The organism is Microbacterium sp. SORGH_AS_0428 (assembly GCF_031453615.1).
Lineage (GTDB): Bacteria > Actinomycetota > Actinomycetes > Actinomycetales > Microbacteriaceae > Microbacterium.
In genome coordinates this window covers 2,385,475-2,406,394 of the sequence record NZ_JAVIZT010000001.1, presented here as the reverse complement: position 1 = coordinate 2,406,394, position 20,920 = coordinate 2,385,475, and the positions used below count along the sequence as shown (strand labels likewise).

Here is a 20,920-nt window from a genome sequence, read left to right as displayed (position 1 = left end):
GCGGCATGACCGCTTAAGGTGAAGGCGTGACCAATCCCCTGCTGCCGGCTCCCGCCAGAACCGCCGGACGCATCCTCGTCTGGACACTGCTCGCGCTCCTCGTCATCCTCGTGGCCGCAGCAGCCTGGCTGGGGGTGCGCGGATACCTCGCGTACGGCCACCTGACCGCGGCGCAGCGCGCCGCCGGAGAGGTCACCCGCAACCTCGACGACACGGATGCGGCGACCGCACGACTGGCCGACATCGCCGCAGACACCGCCGCGGCGCGATCTCTGACATCCGACCCCGTGTGGCAGGCCGCCGAGGTCCTGCCGTGGGTCGGCGACCAGCTCTCGGCCGTCGCCACCGTCACCGCAGCCGTCGACGATGTGGCGGGCAAAGCACTGACTCCCCTCGTGCGCGTCGCGTCCGACTTCTCGGCCGGCGCATTGAAGCCCGTCGACGGGCGCATCGACGTGAGCGGGTTCGGCGCGATGCATGACGCAGCCCAGAGCACCACCGCGCAGGTGACGCTCGCCTCCGACGCCGTCGACGAGATCGATCGGACCACCCTGCTCCCCCCGCTGGCGAAGGCCGTCGAGGACGTGTCCGGGCTGCTCGCCTCCGTCGAGACGGGATCGGATGCGGTCAGCCGCGCGACGGCGCTGATGCCGGCCGTCCTGGGCGCCGACGGTCCGCGCAACTACCTCGTCGTCTTCCAGAACAACGCCGAGTGGCGTTCGCTCGGCGGCATCGTGGGCGCGATGGCGCTCGTGCACACGGAGAACGGCCAGATCTCCCTCGCGGCTCAGGCATCCGCCTCCGGTGACATCGGCAAGCTGCGAGACCCCGTGCTCGACATCGGCCCCGAGCTCACGGCCTTCATGGAGACGCGTCCCGCGCGCTACATGCAGAACGCGACGCAGGTCCCCTCCTTCCCCCTGGCGGCGCAGATCGCGCAGGCGATGTGGGAGCGCGAGTACGGCCTCAAGGTCGACGGGGTGATCTCGCTCGACCCGGTCACCCTGTCGTACATGCTGGCGGCGACCGGGCCTGTCGCACTGCCCACAGGCGATGAGCTCACGAGCGAGAATGCGATCCCGCTGCTTCTGAACGAGGTCTACCTGAGGTACGACCCCGCGACTCAGGACGCGTTCTTCCAGACGGCCGCGGCATCGGTCTTCGGCAAACTCGCCGCAGGGGATGTGGCCCCGTCCGCCCTCGTCTCGGCCTTGGCGAAGGCCGGAGAGGAGGAGCGCCTGCTCATCTGGAGCAACGCCCCCGAGGAACAGGCGATCCTCGACGGCACGACTCTGCAGGGCCTGCTGCCGGTGACCGACAGTCAGCGGACGAGCTTCGGCGTGTACCTCAACGACGCCACCGGCTCCAAGCTGGACTACTACATGAAGGTCGGCACCGGCGTGCAGTGGTGCACCACCGCGGGCGGATCGGCCGAAGCCGTGCTCGACGTGTCGCTCACCAACGACGCGCCGGCCGACGTCGCCGGGTTCCCCTCCTCGATCACCGGAGGCGGCAGCTTCGGCACCACGGCCGGGCTGACGCGCACGACGGGATACCTGTACCTCCCCGAGGGCGCCTCCGTGCTCTCCTCAGCGAACTCGGACGGCAGCGGCTTCCAGTCCGGCACCGACCAGGGACGACCGGTTCTCGTGTGGTCGTCACTGCTCGCTCCCGGCGAGTCGGCGAGCGCCAGCATCCGCGTGCGCACACCCTGGACTCCCGAGCTGAGCGCACAGGTCACGCCGGTGCTGCCGGGCACGGACTCCGCGCTCGTCGCCTCCTGCGGCTGAGCGGGCTCAGCCCACCTCGACGCGCGAACGCGACGAGGAGAGTGTGGCCGTCACGAGGATCGGCAGATGGTCGCTGAGTCCCTGCGGCAGCGTCCGGATGTGCTCGATGTCGAATCCGGTCGAAGTCGCGAAGTCGTAGTGTCCGCGGAAGAAGCGATAGCGCGTGTAGGTGCGGGTGTCGCTCAGCGTGAGCTCGTACCCCTGATCCCTCACCCGCTCGCCGAGACGTTCCTTGAAGACGGGGTAGTTGTAATCGCCCACCATCAGCGCGGGAAGCTGGGGTCCGAGATCCTGCAGCTCGGCCAGTGCCGTGCGGATCTGGTGGCGACGCAGCGAATTGAGCGCGGTGAGGGGTGCGGCGTGGAAGGACGCGACGATGATCTCGCGCCCCGCGTCGATGTCGTGCAGGCGCACGCCCAGCATCCGCTCCTCTGCCGGCTTGAGCACCCGGTCGTGCAGCGACTTCTTGAGTGAGAGCGCGCGCACCTCCTGCAACCGGAAGCTGCTCTCGCGGTAGTAGACCGCCAGGCCCAACCGGTTGCGGCTCGTGGCGTCCGCCAAGCGCAGGCCGCCGCTGACCTCAGGGATGTCGGTCGTGTCCGCTTCCTGGAGACAGAGCACGTCGACGCCGTGCCGCTCGGCCAGATCCGCGATCTCGCCCGCAGCGCGATGCTTGCGCAGGTTGTAGGAGATGACCTTCATCAGGCCATCCACACTATGCCCGGCACATGAACGACGGATGCCGGTTGCGCAACGCCCAGCGAATTCATTCCTGATCGCGGCGCGCGCGCGTCTGCTCGGCCCGCGCCGCCATGAGCTCCAGCTCCGGGTAGCCCACCTCTGTCAGGACCAGCCCGCGCGCGGCGAGCACCGCGAACTCGCTGGTGCGCGTCGCCTGCTCGCGCAGACGCACGACGTCTTCGACCGCGAGGCGTCCCTGGCCCACCGCGACACAGGCCCCCACGAGCGCGCGCACCATCGAGTGGCAGAATGCGTCGGCCTTCACGTTCGCGACGATCGCGCCCTCGTCATCCCTGCGCCAATCGAACTCGAGGAGCGTGCGGATGGTCGTCGCCTCCTCGCGCGGCTTGCAGTACGCGGCGAAGTCGTGCAGCCCCCGGAGCGACTGCGCGGCCTCATCCATCGCCGCCACATCCAGCGCGGCGCGAACGGTCGTGGTGAACTCCCGTCGCAGCGGATCGTAACCGGTGACGTCGTCGGCGATCCGGTACGCGTACCGGCGCCAGACGGCCGAGAATCGCGCATCGAATCCGTCGGGAGCCAGCGAGGTGCGGTGCACGGTCACGTCCGAGTAGGAGCTCAGGACGCCACGGACCCGTCGAGCCAAGGCCGCAACGGGATCGGACTCCGACCGGCGCGAGGCCGCCAGCCTCGTCTGCTGCGCGTCGTCGAGATCGAGGTGGGCGACCTGGCCGCTCGCGTGCACGCCCGCATCCGTGCGACCGGCCACCGTCAGCTGCGGCGTTCCGGCGACGATCCGCGCCAAGGCCTCCTCGAGCGTGCCCTGAACCGTGCGCAGGCCGGGCTGGCGCGCCCAGCCGCGGAAGTGCGTGCCGTCATAAGCGATGTCGAGTCGGATCCGCACTGCACAAGCCTACGGGTGCACCCGGCGGAGTCGCCCATGCGCGGATCGTAGAATGGCCGGGCTTCCCACCTCGGATCCTCCCCCATGATCGCTGACGCACCTCTCCTTCCGCGCGCCCGCTATGCGGGTCTTGACGGCCTCCGCGCGGTCGCGGTGACACTCGTCGTGGTGTACCACCTGTTTCCCGGATGGTGGATGCGGGGCGGTTTCATCGGCGTCGATGTGTTCTTCGTGATCAGCGGGTTTCTCATCACCTCGCTGCTGCTACGCGAGCACGATCAGACCGGCCGCGTCGCGCTCGGCGCCTTCTGGCGCCGACGTGCCCGGCGGCTGCTGCCGGCTCTTCTGCTCGTCCTGACGGTGTGCGCGAGCGCGGCGTGGCTGATCGGCGGCGACGTGCTCGTGGGGCTCGGACGACAGCTCGTCGGCGCGCTCGTGTTCGGATACAACTGGACGGCCGTCGCCGACGGCGCCGACTACTTCGGCTCCGGGGGCGGTGAGCTCTTCCGCAACCTCTGGTCCCTCGCCGTCGAGGAGCAGTTCTACCTCGTGTGGCCGCCGCTCCTGCTCGCGCTTCTCCTGCTCCCTCGCGCCTGGATGCGGGCGGTCGCTGCGCTCGCTGCGGCGACCGCATCCGCGGTGTGGATGGCGGTGATCGTCGCGTCCGGCTCCGCCGACCCGCTGACCTTGGGAGCACGCGTCACCCGCGCCTATTTCGGCACCGACACCCACGCATTCGGCCTCTTGCTCGGGGTCGCCGTCGCGGTCGCGTGGCGCGCGGTCGTGCGCGTCGAGCGCGCGTGGATGCGGCGACGCGGCGTTCGCGGCGGTGTATCCACGCTCGGCATCTGCGCTCTTGCGGGCCTCGTCCTGCTGGCGACGGTCGGTCAGAGTCAGAGCACCGCGACCTTCCCCGGTGCTCTCGTCACAGCGAGCGCACTCTCCGCGTTCGTCATCGTGGCGGGTGTCTGGCCCGGGTCGCCGCTGGGGCGCGGGCTGGATGCGGCACCGCTCAGGTGGATCGGCGAACGCTCGTACGGGCTGTACCTCTGGCATTGGCCGGTGCTCGTGCTGCTGGTCGCCGCCTGGCAGGGCACGAGCGCCGATCGCCCGTTCCCGACGGCGCTCGGCGCGGCTGCGCTGGTCGTGACGGTGCTCCTGTCCGCGCTGTCGTACCGGTTCCTCGAGGTCCCGGTGCGCCGACGCGGCGCCGGTCGGGTCATCGGCGGGCTCCGACGGGCGTTCGCGTCGAGCGCGCGGCGCCGCGCAGGCTCCTTCGCCGTCACGGCGGTCGCCGTCCTGCTCGTCGCCGGCACCGCCGCGGCCCTGATCTCGGCTCCGGCGGTGTTCAGCGGCGAGGCCGTGGTCGCCGCCGGCGCGGATGCCCTGCAGACGCAACCCGCGCCGACGAACGCGGGCGGGGACCCCGACGACGATGTCGTCACGGGCGACGAGGTCACCGCCATCGGCGACTCCGTCATGCTCGCCTCGGCCCCCAGCCTGATCGCCGCGCTTCCCGGGGCGGACGTGGATGCCGTCGTCTCGCGGCAGATGAACGCAGCGCCCGACATCCTGCGCTCCCTCGCAGACTCGGGCCGACTGCGCGAGTTCGTGGTCCTGGGTCTCGGCACCAACGGGTCGATCTCGCAGCGCACGCTCGATCAGGTGCTCGAGGTCATCGGGCCCGACCGTCAGCTCGTACTCGTCACCGCGTCCGCGCCTCGATCCTGGATTCCCGGCGTCAACGCCGATATCGCCGCGTTCGCTCGGACGCATCGCGGGGTACAGGTCGCGGACTGGCAGTCGGCGATCGCGCCGCACCTCGACCTGCTCGCCGGCGACGAGGTGCACCCCGGAGATGCGGGCGGGAGGATCTATGCCGACACCGTCGTGGCCGCTCTCGCCGACGCGCAGCGAGCCAAGGCGCGCTTCTCCGCGTTCTCCGAGCAGCGCGCCTTCGAGCAGGAGCTACGTCAGTCGCAGCTGTTCCAAGCCCCCGGGTCGTCCGAGGCGGGCTGAGGGCACCGTCGGCCCGTCAGCCGTCGGAGACGCCCCCACAGACGGCGCGAACCCCGCGGGATCCGAAGATCACGCGGGGTTCGCGGTGCAAAGGGGCCGGGACGGATCCCGGCGGGTCCGATTACTCGGACTTCTTCTCCTCCGACTCGGCCGGAGCCTCGTCAGCGGCTGCCTCGGACGCCTCGGGGGCCTCCTCGACGACAGTCTCCTCGGCCGGGGCCTCCTCGACAACCGTCTCCTCGGCCGGAGCCTGCTCGACAGGAGCCTTCTCGGCCTTGGCGGCCTTCTTGGCGGGCGCGGCCTTCTTCTTGGTGACGGGCTCGAGCACGAGCTCGATCACGGCCATGGGAGCGTTGTCGCCCTTGCGGTTGCCGATCTTCGTGATGCGGGTGTAGCCACCCTCACGCTCGGCGACCAGGGGCGCGATCTCGGTGAACAGGACGTGCACGACTTCCTTGTCACCGATGACCGAGAGCACGCGACGGCGCGCGTGCAGGTCTCCGCGCTTGCCGAACGTGATGAGACGCTCGGCGAGCGGACGCAGGCGCTTGGCCTTGGTCTCGGTCGTCGTGATCGACTTGTGCGTGAACAGTGCCGCGGCAAGGTTCGCCAGCAGAAGACGCTCGTGTGCGGGGCCGCCTCCGAGGCGGGGTCCCTTCGTGGGCTTGGGCATTCTCAGTTACTCCAGGATTTCGCGGGTGAGCCGGATCAGGCGTTGTCTTCTTCGTATCCGCCGTAGAAGTGGGCGCCGTCGAAACCGGGCACCGAGTCCTTCAGCGACAGACCGAGCGAGACGAGCTTGTCGCGCACCTCGTCGACCGACTTCTGACCGAAGTTGCGGATGTTCATGAGCTGGGTCTCCGAGAGGGCGACCAGCTCGGACACCGTGTTGATGCCCTCGCGCTTCAGGCAGTTGTACGAGCGCACCGAGAGATCGAGGTCCTCGATGGGCATCGACAGCTCGTTGGAGAGGACGGTCTCGACCGGCGCGGGACCGATCTCGATGCCCTCGGCCTCGACGTTCAGCTCGCGCGCGAGGCCGAACAGCTCGGTCAGGGTGCGACCGGCCGACGCGACGGCGTCGCGCGGGGCGATCGAGGGCTTGGTCTCCACATCCAGCACGAGCTTGTCGAAGTCGGTGCGCTCACCGGCACGGGTGGCCTCGACGCGGTAGCTGACCTTGAGCACCGGCGAGTAGATCGAGTCGATCGGGATCTGACCAGCCTCGGCGTACTCGTTGCGGTTCTGCGTGGCCGACACGTAGCCGCGACCGCGCTCGATCGTCAGCTCGAGCTCGAAACGAGCGGTGTCGTTGAGGGTCGCGATGACCAGCTCGGGGTTGTGCACCTCGACACCGGCCGGAGCCGAGATGTCGGCGGCGGTCACTTCGCCCGCACCCGTCTTGCGCAGGTAGGCGGTGATGGGCTCGTCGCGCTCGCTCGAGACGACCAGCTGCTTGATGTTCAGGATGATCTCGGTGACATCCTCCTTCACACCGGGGATGGTGCTGAACTCGTGCAGCACGCCGTCGATGCGGATGCTGGTGACAGCAGCACCGGGGATGGACGAGAGGAGGCTGCGACGCAGCGCGTTGCCGATGGTGTAACCGAAGCCGGGCTCGAGCGGCTCGATGACGAAGCGGCTGCGGAACTCCCCGATCTTCTCCTCGGTCAGAGTGGGACGCTGTGCGATGAGCACGATGTGTTCCTTTCGGCTAAGTGCCCGCTATATGACACTTGCGTGGATGAGGTGTTGAGTTTTTCTCGCGGATGCCGGGGCGCACCGTCAGGCGGCGCGCCCCGGCATCCAGAAGCTGTGAGACGTCAGACGCGGCGACGCTTGGGCGGGCGGCAGCCGTTGTGCGCCTGCGGCGTGACGTCCTGGATCGACCCCACCTCGAGGCCGGCAGCGGTCAGCGAGCGGATCGCGGTCTCGCGACCCGAACCCGGACCCTTCACGAAGACGTCGACCTTCTTGACGCCGTGCTCGGCGGCCTGGCGGGCGGCCGACTCGGCGGCCATGCCGGCCGCGTACGGGGTCGACTTGCGCGAGCCCTTGAAGCCCACTCCACCCGAGGACGCCCAGCTGATGACAGCGCCGGACGGGTCGGTGATCGAAACGATCGTGTTGTTGAACGTCGACTTGATGTGGGCGTGACCCACGGCGATGTTCTTCTTCTCCTTGCGGCGGGGCTTGCGCGCCGCGGACTTGGCCTGTGCCATGTGCGTGTTCTCCTAAACCCTGGGGGCCGCGCCTTAGCGCGCCTTCTTCTTGCCGGCGACGGTGCGCTTGGGACCCTTGCGCGTGCGGGCGTTGGTCTTCGTGCGCTGACCGCGCACAGGCAGGCCGCGGCGGTGGCGCAGGCCCTCGTAAGAGCCGATCTCGACCTTACGGCGGATGTCGGCGGCGACCTCGCGACGAAGATCACCTTCGACCTTGTAGGTGCCTTCGATGTAGTCACGGAGCGCGACGAGCTGGTCGTCGGTCAGGTCCTTGACGCGGATGCTCTCGTCGATCGAAGTCGCCTTCAGGATCTCGACGGAGCGGGTACGGCCGATGCCGTAGATGTACGTGAGTGCGATCACCACGCGCTTGTCGCGCGGGATGTCGACGCCGGCAAGACGTGCCATGCGGCTCTCCTAGGAGTGAGTGGAGGTGTGGAGCAGGATCGGTGCCCGGGCCTCCGCCCGAGGTGTCCCCCTCGCGGGTTCTGATCCTGCCTGTTGTTCGTTGTTCAGTTGTGTCTTGGTGCCGAAGTATCGACTCGGCCGCTGCGCGGCCTCGCTCAACCTTGACGTTCGCGTGTCAATGCCGCTGCGCGGCATTGACACGCCTCACGTCAACCCTGGCGCTGCTTGTGGCGCGGGTTGGACTTGCAGATGACCATGACGCGTCCGTGACGACGGATCACCTTGCAGTGATCGCAGATCGGCTTGACGCTGGGGTTGACCTTCATGATGCTTCCTGTTCGCTGTCTTCGTGCTCCGAGGCGGAGCCGTTACTTCTCGACCGGATCAGCGGTAGCGATAGACGATGCGGCCGCGCGTGAGGTCGTAGGGCGAGAGCTCCACGACGACGCGGTCCTCGGGGATGATGCGGATGTAGTTCTGCCGCATCTTGCCGGAGATCGTGGCGAGCACCTTGTGCCCGTTGCTCAGCTCGACGCGGAACATCGCGTTGGGCAGAGCCTCGGAGATCACGCCTTCGATCTCGATGACACCGTCTTTTTTAGCCATAGCCTCGCTACCCTCGTGCAGACCGGTCGATCTGCGGTGGATGGGATTCGGTGCCGGAAACGCCTCGACGGCGACACGCCAACGAAGGCGCAAAGCACCAAAGATCAACTATAGGTGATAGAGCCGCATCGCGCCACTCGGGCAGTGGCGCGATCGCTCCACCCCGCTCAGGAGATCCTGCTGACGATGTCCGTCTGCGGGTTGTAGGTGATCTGCACGAGGTCGCCGTTCACGCGCAGTGTCGGCGTTCCGGTCGCGCCGTCGGGCAACGACCGGGACTTCGCGAACTTGATGTACTCGTTCGAGGTGATCGCGTTCTCGAGGTCGGAGGTGACGTTCACGCCGGCCCCGCGGGCCAGCTCCACCAGCTGCTCGTCGGTCAGACCGGTCGAGTTCTCGGCGGGCTGGTTCGCGTAGAGCGCCTGCAGGAAGGCGTAGGCGTTGTCGGGGTCCGCGGCGGCGACCGCGTACATGGCGCTCGCGGCACGGCTGGAGTACTCGGTGCCCTGCGAGAGGCGGTCCAGGATCGCGACGGGGTACACGTTCAGCGTGATGTCGCCCGACGACACGAGTCCCTGGATGGTCTCGCCCTCCGTCTGCTCGAACTGGTTGCAGTAGGGGCACATGAAGTCGATGTACGTGTCGACGGTGTGCTCACCCGTGCCGAAGGAGATCGCCCCGGTGGAGGAGTCGATGTTGGAGGCCTCGGGGGCCTTGCCCGGGTCCGACGCCACGTTGTTGAAGACGACCACGAGACCGCCGACGACCACGACGGCGACGACAGCGACGACGCTGATCCAGATCGCGAACCAGTTTGTCTTGCCCTTTGCCGCTGCCATGACGCTCTTTCCTACTCGATTTCGACCGGCTTCACACCATACGGAGCAAGCCCCGCGGCTCCGCCGTCGGGGGCCGTGAGAACCCAGATGCCTCCATCATGGACGGCGACGCTATGTTCCCAGTGGGAGCCGGCTGAACCGTCGACGGTGGAGACCGTCCACTCATCGTCTTCGACGAACGTCGCCTCGGACCCGGCGACCACCATCGGCTCGATGGCGAGCACGAGCCCGGGCTGGATGCGAGGGCCCGGATCCGGCACGCGGTAGTTGAACACCGAGGGCGCCTCGTGCATCTTGCGGCCGATTCCGTGCCCGACATAGTCGCGCAGGATGCCGTACTCCCCCGCCGCGGTGATGTGATCCTCGACGGCCGCGCCGATCTCACCGATGTGGCGTCCGGTCGCCATCGCCGCGATCCCGGCCCACATGGAGCCCTCCGTCACCCGCGACAGCTCCTGCCGCGCCGCGACGAGCTCAGGACGGTCGGGGTCGCCCAGCACGATCGTGATGGCCGAGTCGCCGTTCCATCCGCGGAACTGCGCCCCCGCGTCGATCGAGACGATGTCGCCGGCTTCGAGCACCCGGTCGCCGGGGATCCCGTGGACGACCTGTTCGTTGACCGACACGCACGTCGTGTGACGGTAGCCGCGGACGAGCTGGAAGTTCGACTCCGCACCGCGGCCGGTGATCACGGCGGCGGCCGCGGCATCCAGCTCGGCCGTCGTCACACCGGGGGCGATCATCTCACGCACCGCCTGAAGAGCGGCCGCCGTGATCAGCCCCGGCTCGATCATCTGGCGCAACTGCGCCGGGGTCTTGTAGATGGAGCGTCGCAGCACGGCTCAGGATGCCGGCGTCAGCCCGCGGGCGATGAGAGCCGTGAGGATGCGCTCGGTGATCACATCGAGAGAGCCGATGCCGTCGATCGCGACGACCAGACCGCGCTCGCGGTACACGTCGAGGATCGGGGCCGTCTCGTTCTCGTAGATGCTCAGCCGGTGCGCGATGACCTCCGCGGTGTCGTCCGTGCGCCCCTGCTCCGCGGCGCGCCTGGTCAGGCGGGCGATGCTCTCATCGCGGGGCACGTCGAGCTCGATCACGGCGTCGAGGCTCTCGCTGCGCTCCTCCAGGAACGCATCGAGGTCTCCCACCTGACCGAGGTTGCGGGGGTAGCCGTCGAGGAGGAAGCCGGGAGCTGCGTCGTCCTGCGCGAGCCGGTCGCGCACGACGGCGCTCGTGAGCTCGTCGGGAACCAGGTTGCCCGCCGCGATGATCGCCTGCACCTGCTGGCCGAGAGCGGTTCCCTCGGAGATGTTCGCGCGGAACACGTCGCCCGTCGACACCGCCGGTACGCCGAACGCATCGGCGATCCGCACACCCTGTGTGCCCTTGCCGGAGCCCTGAGGCCCCACGATCAGCAGGCGCGCGGTCATCGCAGGAGCCCTTCGTAGTGACGCTGCTGCAGCTGGGCGTCGATCTGCTTCACGGTCTCGAGTCCGACACCCACCATGATGAGGATCGAGGTGCCGCCGAACGGGAAGTTCTGGTTCGCCCCCACCGTCGCAAGTGCGATCAGCGGGATGAGTGCGACCAGACCCAGGTAGATCGATCCCGGCAGCGTGATGCGGGTGAGCACGTAGTCGAGGTACTCGGCCGTGGGACGGCCGGCACGGATGCCGGGGATGAACCCGCCGTACTTCTTCATGTTGTCCGCGACGTCGACGGGGTTGAACGTGATCGCCACGTAGAAGTAGGTGAACCCGACGATCAGCAGGAAGTACAGGAGCCAGTACAGCGGGTGGTCGCCGCGCGTGAGGTAGTTCTGGATCCAGACGACCCAGCCCGGGAGTGCGCCGTCGGCGTCCGGGGTCTGGTTGAACTGCGAGATCAGCGCGGGGATGTACAGGAGCGACGAGGCGAAGATCACCGGCACGACACCGGCCATGTTCACCTTGATCGGGATGTAGGTGTTCGTCCCGCCGTAGGTGCGGCGTCCGACCATGCGCTTCGCGTACTGCACCGGAATCCGCCGCTGGGACTGCTCGACGAAGACCACGAGTGCCACGATCACGACACCGACAGCCAGCACGAGCAGGAAGACCTCGAAACCGCGTGCCTGCCAGATCGACCACATCGCTGCCGGGAAGGTGGCGGCGATCGAGGTGAAGATGAGCAGCGACATTCCGTTGCCGATGCCGCGCTCGGTGACGAGCTCGGCGAACCACATGATGAGGCCGGTACCGGCGGTCATGGTGATGATCATGAGCAGCTGGGCCCACCACGCGTCGTTGGTCAGCAGCTGCTCACACGAGGCGACACCGGTGTTGCCGAAGAGCTGGCCGCTGCGCGCGACGGTCACGAGGGTCGTGGACTGCAGCAGGGCGAGGGCGATGGTCAGGTAACGCGTGTACTGCGTCAGACGCGCCTGCCCCGACTGACCCTCCTTGTAGAGGGTCTCGAAGTGCGGGATGACCACGCGCAGCAGCTGGACGATGATCGTCGCGGTGATGTAGGGCATGACGCCCAGCGCGAAGATCGACAGCTGAAGAAGCGCGCCGCCCGAGAAGAGGTTGACGAGCGAGAGCACGCCCTGCGTGTTCGACGTGTCGGCGAGACACGACTGAACGTTCGGGAAGTCGACGAACGGCGACGGCACATGTGCACCGAGACGGTACAGCACGATGATGCCCAGGGTGAAAGCGATCTTCCGACGCAGGTCAGGCGTGCGGAACACGCGCGCGATGGCGCTGAACACGTGGATTCCTCCAGAAAGGGTTCCCGGCGCAGGAGGCGCACAGATCACCAGGGTATCCCACCCCGCGCGTGACCGAGCGGCCGCATCCTCCGGGTATGCGACAGGGGCCGGAGATGTCCTCCGGCCCCTGCACGCGGCTTACTTGACGGTGCCGCCCGCGGCGACGATCTTCTGCTCAGCGGAGCCGGAGACCTTGTCGACCTCGACGTTCAGCTTCACCGAGATCTCGCCGGTGCCGAGCACCTTGACCTTCTCGTTCTTGCGAACCGCACCCTTGGCGACCAGGTCGACGACGGTCACGTCGCCACCGGACGGGTACAGCTCCGCGAGCTTGTCCAGGTTCACGACCTGGTACTCGACGCGGAACGGGTTCTTGAACCCGCGCAGCTTGGGGGTGCGCATGTGCAGCGGCATCTGCCCACCCTCGAAGCCGGCCTTGACCTGGTAGCGGGCCTTCTGACCCTTGGTGCCACGGCCGGCGGTCTTGCCCTTGGAGCCCTCACCACGACCAACGCGGGTCTTGGCGGTGTTGGATCCGGGGACGGGACGAAGGTGGTGCACCTTCAGCACGCCCGGACGCGCCACGGCGACATCCTTCTTCTCCGCCTTGGGCGCTGCGGCCTTCTTGGCGGCGGGCTTACGGGTCGTCTTGGCAGCGGGCTTCTCAGCCGCCTGCTCGACGTTCTCGTTCTCAGCCATTAGTCGATCTCCTCAACCTTCACGAGGTGAGCGACGGCCTTGACGTAACCGCGCGTCTGCGCGTCGTCGGGGCGGACGACCGAGTCGCCGATCCGCTTGAGGCCGAGGCTGCGCAGCGTGTCACGCTGGTTCTGCTTCTCGCTCACCTTGGACTTGACCTGCGTGACCTTCAGACGCTGAGCCATCAGGCACCTACCTTCGATGCGGCCGCGGCCTCAGCCTCGGCGCGAACCAGACGGGCCGGAGCGACCTGGTCGAAGTCGAGGCCACGACGGGCCGCCACCTGACGCGGCTCCTCGAGCTGCTTCAGGGCCGCGACGGTCGCGTGCACGATGTTGATCGTGTTCGACGAGCCGAGCGACTTCGAAAGGACGTCGTGGATACCGGCGCACTCGAGAACGGCGCGCACGGGGCCACCGGCGATAACACCGGTACCGGCAGCGGCGGGACGCAGCAGGACGACGCCCGCAGCGGCCTCACCCTGGACCGGGTGCGGGATGGTCGATCCCGAGCGGGGGACGCGGAAGAAGTTGCGCTTGGCTTCCTCGACACCCTTCGAGATCGCGAGCGGAACCTCGCGGGCCTTGCCGTAGCCGACACCCACCACACCGTTGCCGTCACCGACGACAACGAGAGCGGTGAAGCTGAAACGACGGCCACCCTTGACGACCTTGGACACGCGGTTGATGGTCACGACGCGCTCGAGGAACTGGCTCTCCGAGCGATCGCGCGACCCACGGTCACGCTGGTTGGCGTTGCGCTCACGGCCACCGCGACGCGGCTCCCGCTCACGCTCGGCGGGCGCCGTCTCCGTCGCCGCCGCCTGAGTGGCATCGGTCACTTCGGTCTCCTGGTTGGTGTTCGTTGCATCGCTCACAGGTTCAGCCCTCCTTCGCGGGCGCCCTCGGCGATCGCGGCGACACGACCGGCGTAGCGGTTGCCGCCACGGTCGAAGACGACGTCAGCCACGCCGGCAGCCTTCGCGCGCTCGGCGACGAGCTCGCCGACCTTGCGGGCCTTCGAGGTCTTGTCGCCGTCGAAGCCGCGCAGATCGGTCTCGAGGGTGGACGCACTGGCCACGGTGTGGCCCTTGCTGTCGTCGACGACCTGCACGAAGACGTGGCGGGCCGAACGGGTCACGACGAGGCGGGGGCGCTCGGCGGTGCCGACGATCTTCTTGCGAAGACGCGAGTGGCGACGAGCGCGGGCCTCGGACTTGGAAGTCACGGCCATGGTTACTTACCAGCCTTTCCGGCCTTGCGCCGGACGACCTCGCCGGCGTAGCGCACACCCTTGCCCTTGTACGGCTCGGGCTTGCGGATCTTGCGGATGTTGGCAGCGGCCTCACCGACGGCCTGCTTGTCGATGCCGCTCACGGTGAGCTTGTTGTTGCCCTCCACCGTGAACGTGATGCCGGCAGGCGGGTCGACCAGGACGGGGTGCGAGAAGCCCAGCGCGAACTCGACGGACGAGCCCTTCTGCGCGACGCGGTAACCCGTACCGACGACCTCGAGGCCCTTGGTGTAGCCCTGGGTGACGCCGATGATGTTGTTGTTGATGAGCGTGCGGGTCAGGCCGTGGAGCGACCGCGACTCGCGCTCGTCATCGGGGCGGGTGACGAGAACCTGGTTCTCCTCCACCTTGACCTCGATCGGGTGGGCAGCGGTGAGCGTGAGCTCACCCTTCGGGCCCTTGACGGAGACATCCTGACCGGACACCGAGACGGTGACGCCGGCGGGGATGTCGATGGGAAGACGTCCGATACGCGACATATCAGGTCACCACACGTAGGCGAGGACTTCCCCACCCACGCCCTTCGACTCGGCCTGACGGTCCGTGAGGAGGCCAGAGGAGGTGGACAGGATCGCGACGCCGAGGCCGCCGAGGACCTTGGGGATCTCGGTCGACTTCGCGTACACGCGGAGGCCGGGCTTCGACACGCGCTTGATGCCGGCGATCGACCGCTCGCGGTTGGGGCCGTACTTCAGCGTGAGCGTCAGCGTCTGCCCGACGCGCGCGTCGGTGACCTCCCAGCCGGAGATGTAGCCCTCCTGCTGGAGGATCTCGGCGATGTGGGTCTTGAGCTTGGAGCTCGGCAGCGACACGGAGTCGTGGTGCGCCGAGTTCGCGTTGCGCAGACGGGTCAGCAGATCTGCGACCGGGTCTGTCATCGTCATGATGGTTTTCCTTCGTTCACCAGGTTTCGACCGCCGTTACACGACGGCCGACCTGTGGTGGATGCCGGCGGATGCCGGCACGGGGGTGTTACGCCTGAGCGTCCGCCTGGCGGAACGGGAAGCCGAGGTGACGCAGCAGAGCGCGACCCTCGTCGTCCGTGTTCGCCGTGGTGACGATCGTGATGTCGAAACCGCGGACGCGATCGATCTTGTCCTGGTCGATCTCGTGGAAGACCGACTGCTCCTGCAGACCGAACGTGTAGTTGCCGTGGCCGTCGAACTGGCGCTCGTTCAGGCCGCGGAAGTCGCGGATGCGGGGCAGCGCGAGGTTCACGAGACGGTCGATGAACTCCCAGGCGCGGTCGCCACGCAGGGTGACGTGCGCACCGATCGCCTGTCCCTCACGCAGCTTGAACTGCGCGATGGACTTGCGGGCCTTCGTGACGACCGGCTTCTGGCCGGTGATCTTGGTGAGGTCGTCGACCGCACCATCGATCACCTTGCTGTCGCGAGCTGCCTCGCCGACACCGGTGTTCACGACGACCTTGACCAGGCCGGGGATCTGCATGACGTTCGCGTAGCCGAACTCGTCCTGCATCGCCTTCTTGATCTCGGCGTTGTACTTCTGCTTCAGGCGGGGCTGGGTCTTGCCAGCCTCCGCGGCAGTGGCGGTGCTCATCAGAGGTCCTTACCTGACTTCTTCGCGTAGCGCACGCGGACGGTGCGCTTGACGCCGTCCTTGACCTGCTCCTCGACGCGACGGCCGACGCGGGTCGGCTTCTTGGTCGAGGGGTCGACGAGGGCGACGTTGGAGATGTGGATGGGGGCTTCGGTCGTCTCGATGCCACCGGTCTTGGTGCCGCGCTGGGTCTGACCGACCCGCGTGTGCTTGGTGACGTAGTTGACGCCCTCGACGATGACGCGGTTCTGCTCGGTCAGGACCTTCCGGACCTTGCCCTGCTTGCCGCGGTCGCCGCCCTTGTCCTGCTTCTTACCAGTGATGACCTGAACCAGGTCACCTGCCTTGATCTTGGCCATGAGGGTCAGATCACCTCCGGAGCGAGCGAGACGATCTTCATGAACTTCTTGTCACGAAGCTCACGACCGACCGGGCCGAAGATACGGGTGCCGCGGGGCTCCCCGTCGTTCTTCAGGATGACGGCGGCGTTCTCGTCGAACTTGATGTAGGAACCGTCGGGACGACGGGTCTGCTTGACGGTGCGGACGACGACGGCCTTGACCACGTCGCCCTTCTTGACGTTGCCGCCGGGGATCGCGTCCTTGACCGTGGCGACGATGACGTCACCCAGGCCGGCGTAGCGCCGGTTGGAGCCGCCGAGCACACGGATCGTGAGCAGCTCCTTGGCGCCGGTGTTGTCGGCGACCTTGAGGCGGGATTCGTTCTGAATCACTTGTTACTCCTTGGATTCCAAGTAAGCCCGAGGCTTACTTGGCCTTCTCGAGGATCTCGACCAGGCGCCAGCGCTTGGTGGCGCTCAGCGGGCGGGTCTCGTTGATGAGCACCAGGTCGCCGATGCCGGCGGTGTTGCCCTCGTCATGCGCCTTGACCTTGGAGGTGCGGCGGATGACCTTGCCGTAGAGCGGGTGCTTCACGCGGTCCTCGACCTCGACGACGATGGTCTTGTCCATCTTGTCGCTGACGACGTAGCCGCGGCGCGCCTTGCGGTAGCCACGGGCGCCGGCGTCACGGACGTCGTGCTCCGAGCTCTCGTGCCCAGCGGCCTGCTCGACCTCTGCAGCCTTCTTCGTGGTGGCCATCACTCAGCCTCTCCTTCGGCGGCGGCCGAGGTTTCCTCGGTCTTCTTCGCCTTCGTCTTCTTCGCCTTCGCCGGCTCAGCGGCGACGGGCGTGGCACGGATGCCCAGCTCGCGCTCGCGGATCACGGTGTAGAGCCGCGCGATGTCGCGCTTGACCGCGCGGATGCGGCCGTGGCTCTCGAGCTGGCCGGTGGCCGACTGGAAGCGCAGGTTGAACAGCTCTTCCTTGGCCTTGCGCAGCTCCTCGACGAGGCGCTGGTCTTCGAACGTGTCGAGCTCGCTCGGGGCGAGCTGCTTGGTGCCGATCGCCATTACGCGTCGCCCTCCTCGCGCTTGATGATGCGTGCCTTCAGCGGCAGCTTGTGGATGGCACGGGTCAGCGCCTCGCGAGCGAGCTGCTCGTTGACGCCCGCGACCTCGAAGAGGACGCGGCCCGGCTTGACGTTCGCGACCCACCACTCGGGCGAGCCCTTACCCGAACCCATGCGGGTTTCGGCGGGCTTCTTGGTCAGCGGACGGTCGGGGTAGATGTTGATCCACACCTTCCCACCACGCTTGATGTGACGCGTCATGGCGATACGAGCGGACTCGATCTGACGGTTGGTCACGTAAGCGGGGGTCAGCGCCTGGATGCCGAACTCACCGAACGACACCTGCGTGCCGCCGGTGGCCTGGCCGTCACGCTTCGGGTGGTGCTGCTTGCGGTACTTGACCTTACGGGGAATAAGCATCAGGCAGACGCTCCTTCTGCGACGGGGGCCTCGTTGCGGGGGCCACGGCGGCGGTCGCCACCACGGTCGTCGCGACCGCGGGACTTCGGCGCGTTGGCCTGCTCGCGAGCGAGTTCCTTGTTGGTGAGGTCTCCCTTGTAGATCCAGACCTTCACGCCGATGCGGCCGAAGGTGGTCTTGGCCTCGTAGAAGCCGTAGTCGATGTTCGCGCGCAGGGTGTGCAGGGGCACACGGCCTTCGCGGTAGAACTCCGAACGGCTCATCTCGGCGCCGCCGAGACGGCCGGAGACCTGGATGCGGATGCCCTTGGCACCGGCGCGCTGGGCACCCTGCAGGCCCTTACGCATCGCGCGGCGGAATGCCACACGAGCGGAGAGCTGCTCGGCGATGCCCTGTGCGACGAGCTGAGCGTCGGCCTCGGGGTTCTTGACCTCGAGGATGTTCAGCTGGATCTGCTTGCCGGTGAGCTTCTCGAGGTCGCCACGGATGCGCTCGGCCTCCGCACCACGACGGCCGATCACGATGCCGGGACGCGCGGTGTGGATGTCGACGCGCACGCGGTCGCGGGTGCGCTCGATCTCGATGTTGCTCACGCCTGCGCGGTCGAGGCTCGACAGCAGGAGCTTACGGATCTTGATGTCCTCGGCCACGTAGTCGGCGTAGCGCTGTCCGGGCTTCGTCGAGTCCGAGAACCACCGCGACACGTGGTCGGTGGTGATGCCGAGGCGGAAGCCGTACGGGTTGACTTTCTGTCCCATTACTTGCTCGCCTTCTTGCTCTGGGCCGGGGCGGTCTCTGCCACCTCGGGCGTCGCCAGGACGACGGTGATGTGGCTGGTGCGCTTCTTGATCTGGAACGCGCGGCCCTGGGCACGGGGCTGGAAACGCTTGAGCGTCGTGCCCTCGTCGACGAACGCGTTCTTGACGAACAGATCCTGCTCGTCGAAGAACTCGCCTGCCGCATCCGCCTTCACACGGGCGTTCGCGATCGCCGAGGCGACCAGCTTGTAGATGGGCTCGCTGGCGCTCTGCTGCGCGAACTTCAAGATCGCGAGAGCTTCTTCAGCCTGCTTGCCCTTGATGAGAGCGACGACACGACGAGCCTTCTGAGGGGTCACGCGGATGTGTCGCACGCGTGCGATGGACTCCACCATTTCTTCTCCTCTGCGTCACCGCGTCAGCGGCGACGGCCCTTCTTGTCGTCCTTCACGTGGCCGCGGAAGGTGCGGGTGGGCGCGAACTCGCCCAGCTTGTGGCCGACCATGGTCTCGCTCACGAACACGGGGATGTGCTTGCGACCGTCGTGGACCGCGATCGTGTGACCGAGCATCGCGGGCACGATCATCGATCGGCGCGACCAGGTCTTGATGACGTTCTTGGAACCCGCCTCGTTCTGCGAGACAACCTTGCGAAGCAGGTGCTCGTCGACGAAGGGGCCCTTCTTCAGACTGCGTGGCATCTTCTTGACTCCTACTTGCGCTTCTTGCCGGCGGTGCGACGGCGGACGATGTACTTGTCGCTTTCCTTGTTGGCGTGGCGGGTGCGGCCCTCGGCCTTACCCCACGGCGTGACCGGGTGGCGTCCACCGCTGGTCTTGCCCTCGCCACCACCGTGCGGGTGGTCGACCGGGTTCATCGCGACACCGCGGACGGTCGGGCGGACGCCCTTCCAGCGCTTGCGGCCGGCCTTGCCCCAGTTGATGTTCGACTGCTCGGCGTTGCCGACCTCGCCGATCGTCGCGCGGCAGCGCGCGTCGACGTTGCGGATCTCACCGGAGGGCAGACGGAGCTGCGCGTAGGGGCCGTCCTTCGCGACCAGACGCACGCTGGCGCCGGCCGAGCGGGCCATCTTCGCGCCGCCGCCGGGGCGGAGCTCGATGGCGTGGATGACGGTACCCGTGGGGATGTTGCGCAGCGGGAGGTTGTTGCCGGGCTTGATGTCAGCACCGGCGCCCGACTCCACGACGTCACCCTGCTGCAGCTTGTTCGGCGCGAGGATGTAACGCTTCTCGCCGTCCACGTAGTGCAGCAGCGCGATGCGCGCGGTGCGGTTGGGGTCGTACTCGATGTGAGCGACCTTCGCGTTGATTCCGTCCTTGTCGTTGCGACGGAAGTCGATCACGCGGTACTGGCGCTTGTGGCCACCACCGATGTGACGCGTCGTGATGCGGCCCTGGTTGTTACGTCCACCGGTCTTGCTCAGCGGGCGCAGCAGGGACTTCTCGGGCGTCGATCGCGTGATCTCGGCGAAGTCCGCCACCGACGAGCCGCGACGACCGGGGGTCGTCGGCTTGTACTTGCGAATAGCCATAATCTGTGTCCTCTATCCCGACCGTCAGCCGACTGCCGTGAAGATGTCGATGGTGCCCGACTTCAGGGTGACGATGGCGCGCTTGGTGTCCTTGCGCTTGCCGATGCCGAAGCGGGTGCGACGGGCCTTGCCGACGCGGTTGATCGTGTTGACCGAAGCGACCTTGACACCGAAGATCTTCTCGATGGCGAGCTTGATCTCGGTCTTGTTGGCGCGGGTGTCCACGTAGAACGTGTACTTGCCCTCGTCGATCAGCCCGTAGCTCTTCTCGGAGACGACCGGCTTCAGGATGATGTCGCGCGGGTCCTTGTTGACGGCGGTCATGCCGAGACCTCCTCGGTGGCGGTCCGCGACGCGACGAACGCGTCGTAGGCGGCCTTGGTGAAGACGATGTCGTCGGAGACGAGCACGTCGTAGGCGTTCAGCTGGTCGAAGGCGAGCACGTGGACGTACGCGAGGTTGCGCACGCTCAGCAGGCTCAGCTCGTCGTCACGCTCGATGACGACGAGGACGTTCTTCGCAGGGGTCAGCGTGTTCAGCACCGCGGCAGCGGCCTTGGTCGAGGGAGCACCCTCGACGCCGAACGAGTCGACGATGTGCAGACGCTCGCCGCGAGCACGATCGCTCAGCGCGCCCAGGAGGGCGGCTGCGATCATCTTCTTGGGCGTGCGCTGCGAGTAGTTGCGCGGCTTCGGGCCGTGGACGATGCCACCGCCGGTCATGTGCGGCGCGCGGATCGAGCCCTGACGGGCGTTACCCGTGCCCTTCTGCTTGAAGGGCTTGCGGCCGGCACCGGAGACCTCGCCACGACGCTTGGTCGAGTGCGTGCCCTGGCGAGCCGCCGCGAGCTGCGCGACGACGACCTGGTGGATGAGGGGGATGTTCGTCTTGACGTCGAACAGGGCGGCGGGCAGCTCCACGGAGCCGGCCTTCTTGCCGTCTGCCTTCACGACGTCGAGCGCGAGAGTCGAGTCAGCCATG

At 67.5% G+C, this 20,920-nt stretch carries 32 protein-coding genes; 2 read left to right on the top strand and 30 right to left on the bottom strand.

Features of this window, described 5'->3' with window-relative positions; translation table 11 throughout:
* Positions 1–26 precede the first annotated feature (26 nt).
* Entirely contained in the window at positions 27–1,790 is a 1,764-nt protein-coding gene (locus tag QE374_RS11655; protein WP_309735033.1) for a DUF4012 domain-containing protein, read from the top strand.
* A gap of 6 nt (positions 1,791–1,796) precedes the next feature.
* Here the strand turns inward: QE374_RS11655 and QE374_RS11650 are convergent, their stop codons facing one another.
* Entirely contained in the window at positions 1,797–2,492 is a 696-nt protein-coding gene (locus QE374_RS11650) for an endonuclease/exonuclease/phosphatase family protein (protein ID WP_309735032.1), read from the bottom strand.
* 64 nt (positions 2,493–2,556) lie between these two features.
* Entirely contained in the window at positions 2,557–3,396 is an 840-nt protein-coding gene (gene truA / locus QE374_RS11645; RefSeq protein ID WP_309735030.1) for a tRNA pseudouridine(38-40) synthase TruA, read from the bottom strand.
* Between the two features lie 84 nt (positions 3,397–3,480).
* On the opposite strand from truA, the gene QE374_RS11640 reads away from it, so the two are divergent.
* Positions 3,481–5,415, top strand: coding sequence for an acyltransferase family protein (locus QE374_RS11640; protein ID WP_309735028.1), 1,935 nt, complete (start codon positions 3,481–3,483; stop codon positions 5,413–5,415).
* 121 nt (positions 5,416–5,536) lie between these two features.
* Here the strand turns inward: QE374_RS11640 and rplQ are convergent, their stop codons facing one another.
* The 28 genes from rplQ to rplD all read right to left on the bottom strand — a co-directional run bounded on the left by rplQ (position 5,537) and on the right by rplD (position 20,919).
* Positions 5,537–6,088: a 50S ribosomal protein L17 gene (rplQ, locus tag QE374_RS11635; RefSeq protein WP_309735027.1), complete on the bottom strand. Its 552-nt coding sequence runs from the start codon at positions 6,086–6,088 to the stop codon at positions 5,537–5,539.
* A gap of 35 nt (positions 6,089–6,123) precedes the next feature.
* Positions 6,124–7,113 carry a DNA-directed RNA polymerase subunit alpha gene (locus QE374_RS11630; protein ID WP_137418030.1) on the bottom strand — a complete coding sequence of 330 codons (990 nt, stop codon included), beginning with the start codon at positions 7,111–7,113 and terminating at the stop codon, positions 6,124–6,126.
* Positions 7,114–7,238: 125 nt separating this feature from the next.
* Positions 7,239–7,637, bottom strand: a complete 399-nt coding sequence (gene rpsK, locus QE374_RS11625; protein ID WP_039395885.1) for a 30S ribosomal protein S11 — start codon at positions 7,635–7,637, stop codon at positions 7,239–7,241.
* Positions 7,638–7,670: 33 nt separating this feature from the next.
* A complete protein-coding gene (rpsM, locus tag QE374_RS11620; RefSeq protein WP_137418031.1) occupies positions 7,671–8,045 on the bottom strand; it encodes a 30S ribosomal protein S13 in 375 nt (124 codons plus the stop codon).
* Positions 8,046–8,254: 209 nt separating this feature from the next.
* Positions 8,255–8,371 carry a 50S ribosomal protein L36 gene (rpmJ, locus tag QE374_RS11615; protein WP_005050492.1) on the bottom strand — a complete coding sequence of 39 codons (117 nt, stop codon included), beginning with the start codon at positions 8,369–8,371 and terminating at the stop codon, positions 8,255–8,257.
* A gap of 58 nt (positions 8,372–8,429) precedes the next feature.
* Positions 8,430–8,651: a translation initiation factor IF-1 gene (gene infA, locus QE374_RS11610; RefSeq protein WP_017201569.1), complete on the bottom strand. Its 222-nt coding sequence runs from the start codon at positions 8,649–8,651 to the stop codon at positions 8,430–8,432.
* A gap of 167 nt (positions 8,652–8,818) precedes the next feature.
* Positions 8,819–9,490 (bottom strand): DsbA family protein, encoded by a 672-nt coding sequence (locus QE374_RS11605; protein WP_309735023.1) that lies wholly within the window; start codon positions 9,488–9,490, stop codon positions 8,819–8,821.
* 11 nt (positions 9,491–9,501) lie between these two features.
* Positions 9,502–10,329, bottom strand: coding sequence for a type I methionyl aminopeptidase (gene map / locus QE374_RS11600; protein ID WP_309735021.1), 828 nt, complete (start codon positions 10,327–10,329; stop codon positions 9,502–9,504).
* A gap of 3 nt (positions 10,330–10,332) precedes the next feature.
* Positions 10,333–10,923 (bottom strand): adenylate kinase, encoded by a 591-nt coding sequence (locus QE374_RS11595; RefSeq protein ID WP_309735019.1) that lies wholly within the window; start codon positions 10,921–10,923, stop codon positions 10,333–10,335.
* Entirely contained in the window at positions 10,920–12,245 is a 1,326-nt protein-coding gene (gene secY / locus QE374_RS11590) for a preprotein translocase subunit SecY (RefSeq protein ID WP_137418035.1), read from the bottom strand. The genes QE374_RS11595 and secY overlap by 4 nt, the downstream gene beginning before the upstream one ends.
* Before the next feature lie 138 nt (positions 12,246–12,383).
* The gene (gene rplO, locus QE374_RS11585) at positions 12,384–12,944 is read right to left on the bottom strand and encodes a 50S ribosomal protein L15 (RefSeq protein ID WP_234074509.1); all 561 of its coding nucleotides are present in this window, start codon (positions 12,942–12,944) and stop codon (positions 12,384–12,386) included.
* Entirely contained in the window at positions 12,944–13,129 is a 186-nt protein-coding gene (gene rpmD, locus QE374_RS11580; RefSeq protein ID WP_137418037.1) for a 50S ribosomal protein L30, read from the bottom strand. The genes rplO and rpmD overlap by 1 nt, the downstream gene beginning before the upstream one ends.
* Positions 13,129–13,821: a 30S ribosomal protein S5 gene (gene rpsE, locus QE374_RS11575; protein ID WP_396653331.1), complete on the bottom strand. Its 693-nt coding sequence runs from the start codon at positions 13,819–13,821 to the stop codon at positions 13,129–13,131. Before rpsE ends, rpmD begins: the two co-directional genes overlap by 1 nt.
* Positions 13,818–14,177 carry a 50S ribosomal protein L18 gene (gene rplR, locus QE374_RS11570; protein ID WP_137418039.1) on the bottom strand — a complete coding sequence of 120 codons (360 nt, stop codon included), beginning with the start codon at positions 14,175–14,177 and terminating at the stop codon, positions 13,818–13,820. Before rplR ends, rpsE begins: the two co-directional genes overlap by 4 nt.
* Positions 14,178–14,179: 2 nt before the next feature.
* Positions 14,180–14,716, bottom strand: a complete 537-nt coding sequence (gene rplF / locus QE374_RS11565; protein ID WP_137418040.1) for a 50S ribosomal protein L6 — start codon at positions 14,714–14,716, stop codon at positions 14,180–14,182.
* 6 nt (positions 14,717–14,722) lie between these two features.
* Positions 14,723–15,121 carry a 30S ribosomal protein S8 gene (gene rpsH / locus QE374_RS11560; protein WP_137418041.1) on the bottom strand — a complete coding sequence of 133 codons (399 nt, stop codon included), beginning with the start codon at positions 15,119–15,121 and terminating at the stop codon, positions 14,723–14,725.
* A gap of 88 nt (positions 15,122–15,209) precedes the next feature.
* Positions 15,210–15,800, bottom strand: coding sequence for a 50S ribosomal protein L5 (gene rplE, locus QE374_RS11555; RefSeq protein ID WP_137418042.1), 591 nt, complete (start codon positions 15,798–15,800; stop codon positions 15,210–15,212).
* A complete protein-coding gene (gene rplX, locus QE374_RS11550) occupies positions 15,800–16,159 on the bottom strand; it encodes a 50S ribosomal protein L24 (protein ID WP_137418043.1) in 360 nt (119 codons plus the stop codon). Before rplX ends, rplE begins: the two co-directional genes overlap by 1 nt.
* A 5-nt stretch (positions 16,160–16,164) precedes the next feature.
* Positions 16,165–16,533: a 50S ribosomal protein L14 gene (rplN, locus tag QE374_RS11545; RefSeq protein ID WP_045246799.1), complete on the bottom strand. Its 369-nt coding sequence runs from the start codon at positions 16,531–16,533 to the stop codon at positions 16,165–16,167.
* Positions 16,534–16,567: 34 nt separating this feature from the next.
* Positions 16,568–16,900, bottom strand: a complete 333-nt coding sequence (gene rpsQ / locus QE374_RS11540) for a 30S ribosomal protein S17 (RefSeq protein WP_267955120.1) — start codon at positions 16,898–16,900, stop codon at positions 16,568–16,570.
* Entirely contained in the window at positions 16,900–17,211 is a 312-nt protein-coding gene (gene rpmC / locus QE374_RS11535) for a 50S ribosomal protein L29 (protein WP_307322597.1), read from the bottom strand. Before rpmC ends, rpsQ begins: the two co-directional genes overlap by 1 nt.
* The gene (gene rplP, locus QE374_RS11530; RefSeq protein WP_137418046.1) at positions 17,211–17,630 is read right to left on the bottom strand and encodes a 50S ribosomal protein L16; all 420 of its coding nucleotides are present in this window, start codon (positions 17,628–17,630) and stop codon (positions 17,211–17,213) included. The genes rpmC and rplP overlap by 1 nt, the downstream gene beginning before the upstream one ends.
* The gene (gene rpsC / locus QE374_RS11525) at positions 17,630–18,388 is read right to left on the bottom strand and encodes a 30S ribosomal protein S3 (RefSeq protein ID WP_137418047.1); all 759 of its coding nucleotides are present in this window, start codon (positions 18,386–18,388) and stop codon (positions 17,630–17,632) included. The genes rplP and rpsC overlap by 1 nt, the downstream gene beginning before the upstream one ends.
* Complete coding sequence (gene rplV / locus QE374_RS11520) at positions 18,388–18,783, bottom strand: 50S ribosomal protein L22 (protein WP_137418048.1); 396 nt, start codon at positions 18,781–18,783, stop codon at positions 18,388–18,390. The genes rpsC and rplV overlap by 1 nt, the downstream gene beginning before the upstream one ends.
* Before the next feature lie 23 nt (positions 18,784–18,806).
* Complete coding sequence (gene rpsS, locus QE374_RS11515; protein WP_053546372.1) at positions 18,807–19,088, bottom strand: 30S ribosomal protein S19; 282 nt, start codon at positions 19,086–19,088, stop codon at positions 18,807–18,809.
* An 11-nt stretch (positions 19,089–19,099) separates the two neighbouring features.
* Positions 19,100–19,939, bottom strand: coding sequence for a 50S ribosomal protein L2 (gene rplB / locus QE374_RS11510; protein WP_274286320.1), 840 nt, complete (start codon positions 19,937–19,939; stop codon positions 19,100–19,102).
* A gap of 24 nt (positions 19,940–19,963) precedes the next feature.
* Entirely contained in the window at positions 19,964–20,263 is a 300-nt protein-coding gene (rplW, locus tag QE374_RS11505; protein WP_137418050.1) for a 50S ribosomal protein L23, read from the bottom strand.
* The gene (rplD, locus tag QE374_RS11500) at positions 20,260–20,919 is read right to left on the bottom strand and encodes a 50S ribosomal protein L4 (RefSeq protein WP_274286321.1); all 660 of its coding nucleotides are present in this window, start codon (positions 20,917–20,919) and stop codon (positions 20,260–20,262) included. Before rplD ends, rplW begins: the two co-directional genes overlap by 4 nt.
* Between the last annotated feature and the right edge of the window lies 1 nt (position 20,920).

Bases quoted from the DNA above. Each gene is read 5' to 3' on its own strand.
- QE374_RS11650 (WP_309735032.1), bottom strand. From the start codon at position 2,492: ATGAAGGTCATCTCCTACAACCTGCGCAAGCATCGCGCTGCGGGCGAG.
- QE374_RS11640 (WP_309735028.1), top strand. From the start codon at position 3,481: ATGATCGCTGACGCACCTCTCCTTCCGCGCGCCCGCTATGCGGGTCTT.
- rplQ (WP_309735027.1), bottom strand. From the start codon at position 6,088: ATGCCCAAGCCCACGAAGGGACCCCGCCTCGGAGGCGGCCCCGCACAC.
- rpsK (WP_039395885.1), bottom strand. From the start codon at position 7,637: ATGGCACAGGCCAAGTCCGCGGCGCGCAAGCCCCGCCGCAAGGAGAAG.
- rpsM (WP_137418031.1), bottom strand. From the start codon at position 8,045: ATGGCACGTCTTGCCGGCGTCGACATCCCGCGCGACAAGCGCGTGGTG.
- rpmJ (WP_005050492.1), bottom strand. From the start codon at position 8,371: ATGAAGGTCAACCCCAGCGTCAAGCCGATCTGCGATCACTGCAAGGTG.
- infA (WP_017201569.1), bottom strand. From the start codon at position 8,651: ATGGCTAAAAAAGACGGTGTCATCGAGATCGAAGGCGTGATCTCCGAG.
- QE374_RS11605 (WP_309735023.1), bottom strand. From the start codon at position 9,490: ATGGCAGCGGCAAAGGGCAAGACAAACTGGTTCGCGATCTGGATCAGC.
- QE374_RS11595 (WP_309735019.1), bottom strand. From the start codon at position 10,923: ATGACCGCGCGCCTGCTGATCGTGGGGCCTCAGGGCTCCGGCAAGGGC.
- rplO (WP_234074509.1), bottom strand. From the start codon at position 12,944: ATGGCTGAGAACGAGAACGTCGAGCAGGCGGCTGAGAAGCCCGCTGCC.
- rpmD (WP_137418037.1), bottom strand. From the start codon at position 13,129: ATGGCTCAGCGTCTGAAGGTCACGCAGGTCAAGTCCAAGGTGAGCGAG.
- rplR (WP_137418039.1), bottom strand. From the start codon at position 14,177: ATGGCCGTGACTTCCAAGTCCGAGGCCCGCGCTCGTCGCCACTCGCGT.
- rplF (WP_137418040.1), bottom strand. From the start codon at position 14,716: ATGTCGCGTATCGGACGTCTTCCCATCGACATCCCCGCCGGCGTCACC.
- rpsH (WP_137418041.1), bottom strand. From the start codon at position 15,121: ATGACGATGACAGACCCGGTCGCAGATCTGCTGACCCGTCTGCGCAAC.
- rplE (WP_137418042.1), bottom strand. From the start codon at position 15,800: ATGAGCACCGCCACTGCCGCGGAGGCTGGCAAGACCCAGCCCCGCCTG.
- rplX (WP_137418043.1), bottom strand. From the start codon at position 16,159: ATGGCCAAGATCAAGGCAGGTGACCTGGTTCAGGTCATCACTGGTAAG.
- rpsQ (WP_267955120.1), bottom strand. From the start codon at position 16,900: ATGGCCACCACGAAGAAGGCTGCAGAGGTCGAGCAGGCCGCTGGGCAC.
- rpmC (WP_307322597.1), bottom strand. From the start codon at position 17,211: ATGGCGATCGGCACCAAGCAGCTCGCCCCGAGCGAGCTCGACACGTTC.
- rplP (WP_137418046.1), bottom strand. From the start codon at position 17,630: ATGCTTATTCCCCGTAAGGTCAAGTACCGCAAGCAGCACCACCCGAAG.
- rpsC (WP_137418047.1), bottom strand. From the start codon at position 18,388: ATGGGACAGAAAGTCAACCCGTACGGCTTCCGCCTCGGCATCACCACC.
- rplV (WP_137418048.1), bottom strand. From the start codon at position 18,783: ATGGTGGAGTCCATCGCACGCGTGCGACACATCCGCGTGACCCCTCAG.
- rpsS (WP_053546372.1), bottom strand. From the start codon at position 19,088: ATGCCACGCAGTCTGAAGAAGGGCCCCTTCGTCGACGAGCACCTGCTT.
- rplB (WP_274286320.1), bottom strand. From the start codon at position 19,939: ATGGCTATTCGCAAGTACAAGCCGACGACCCCCGGTCGTCGCGGCTCG.
- rplW (WP_137418050.1), bottom strand. From the start codon at position 20,263: ATGACCGCCGTCAACAAGGACCCGCGCGACATCATCCTGAAGCCGGTC.
- rplD (WP_274286321.1), bottom strand. From the start codon at position 20,919: ATGGCTGACTCGACTCTCGCGCTCGACGTCGTGAAGGCAGACGGCAAG.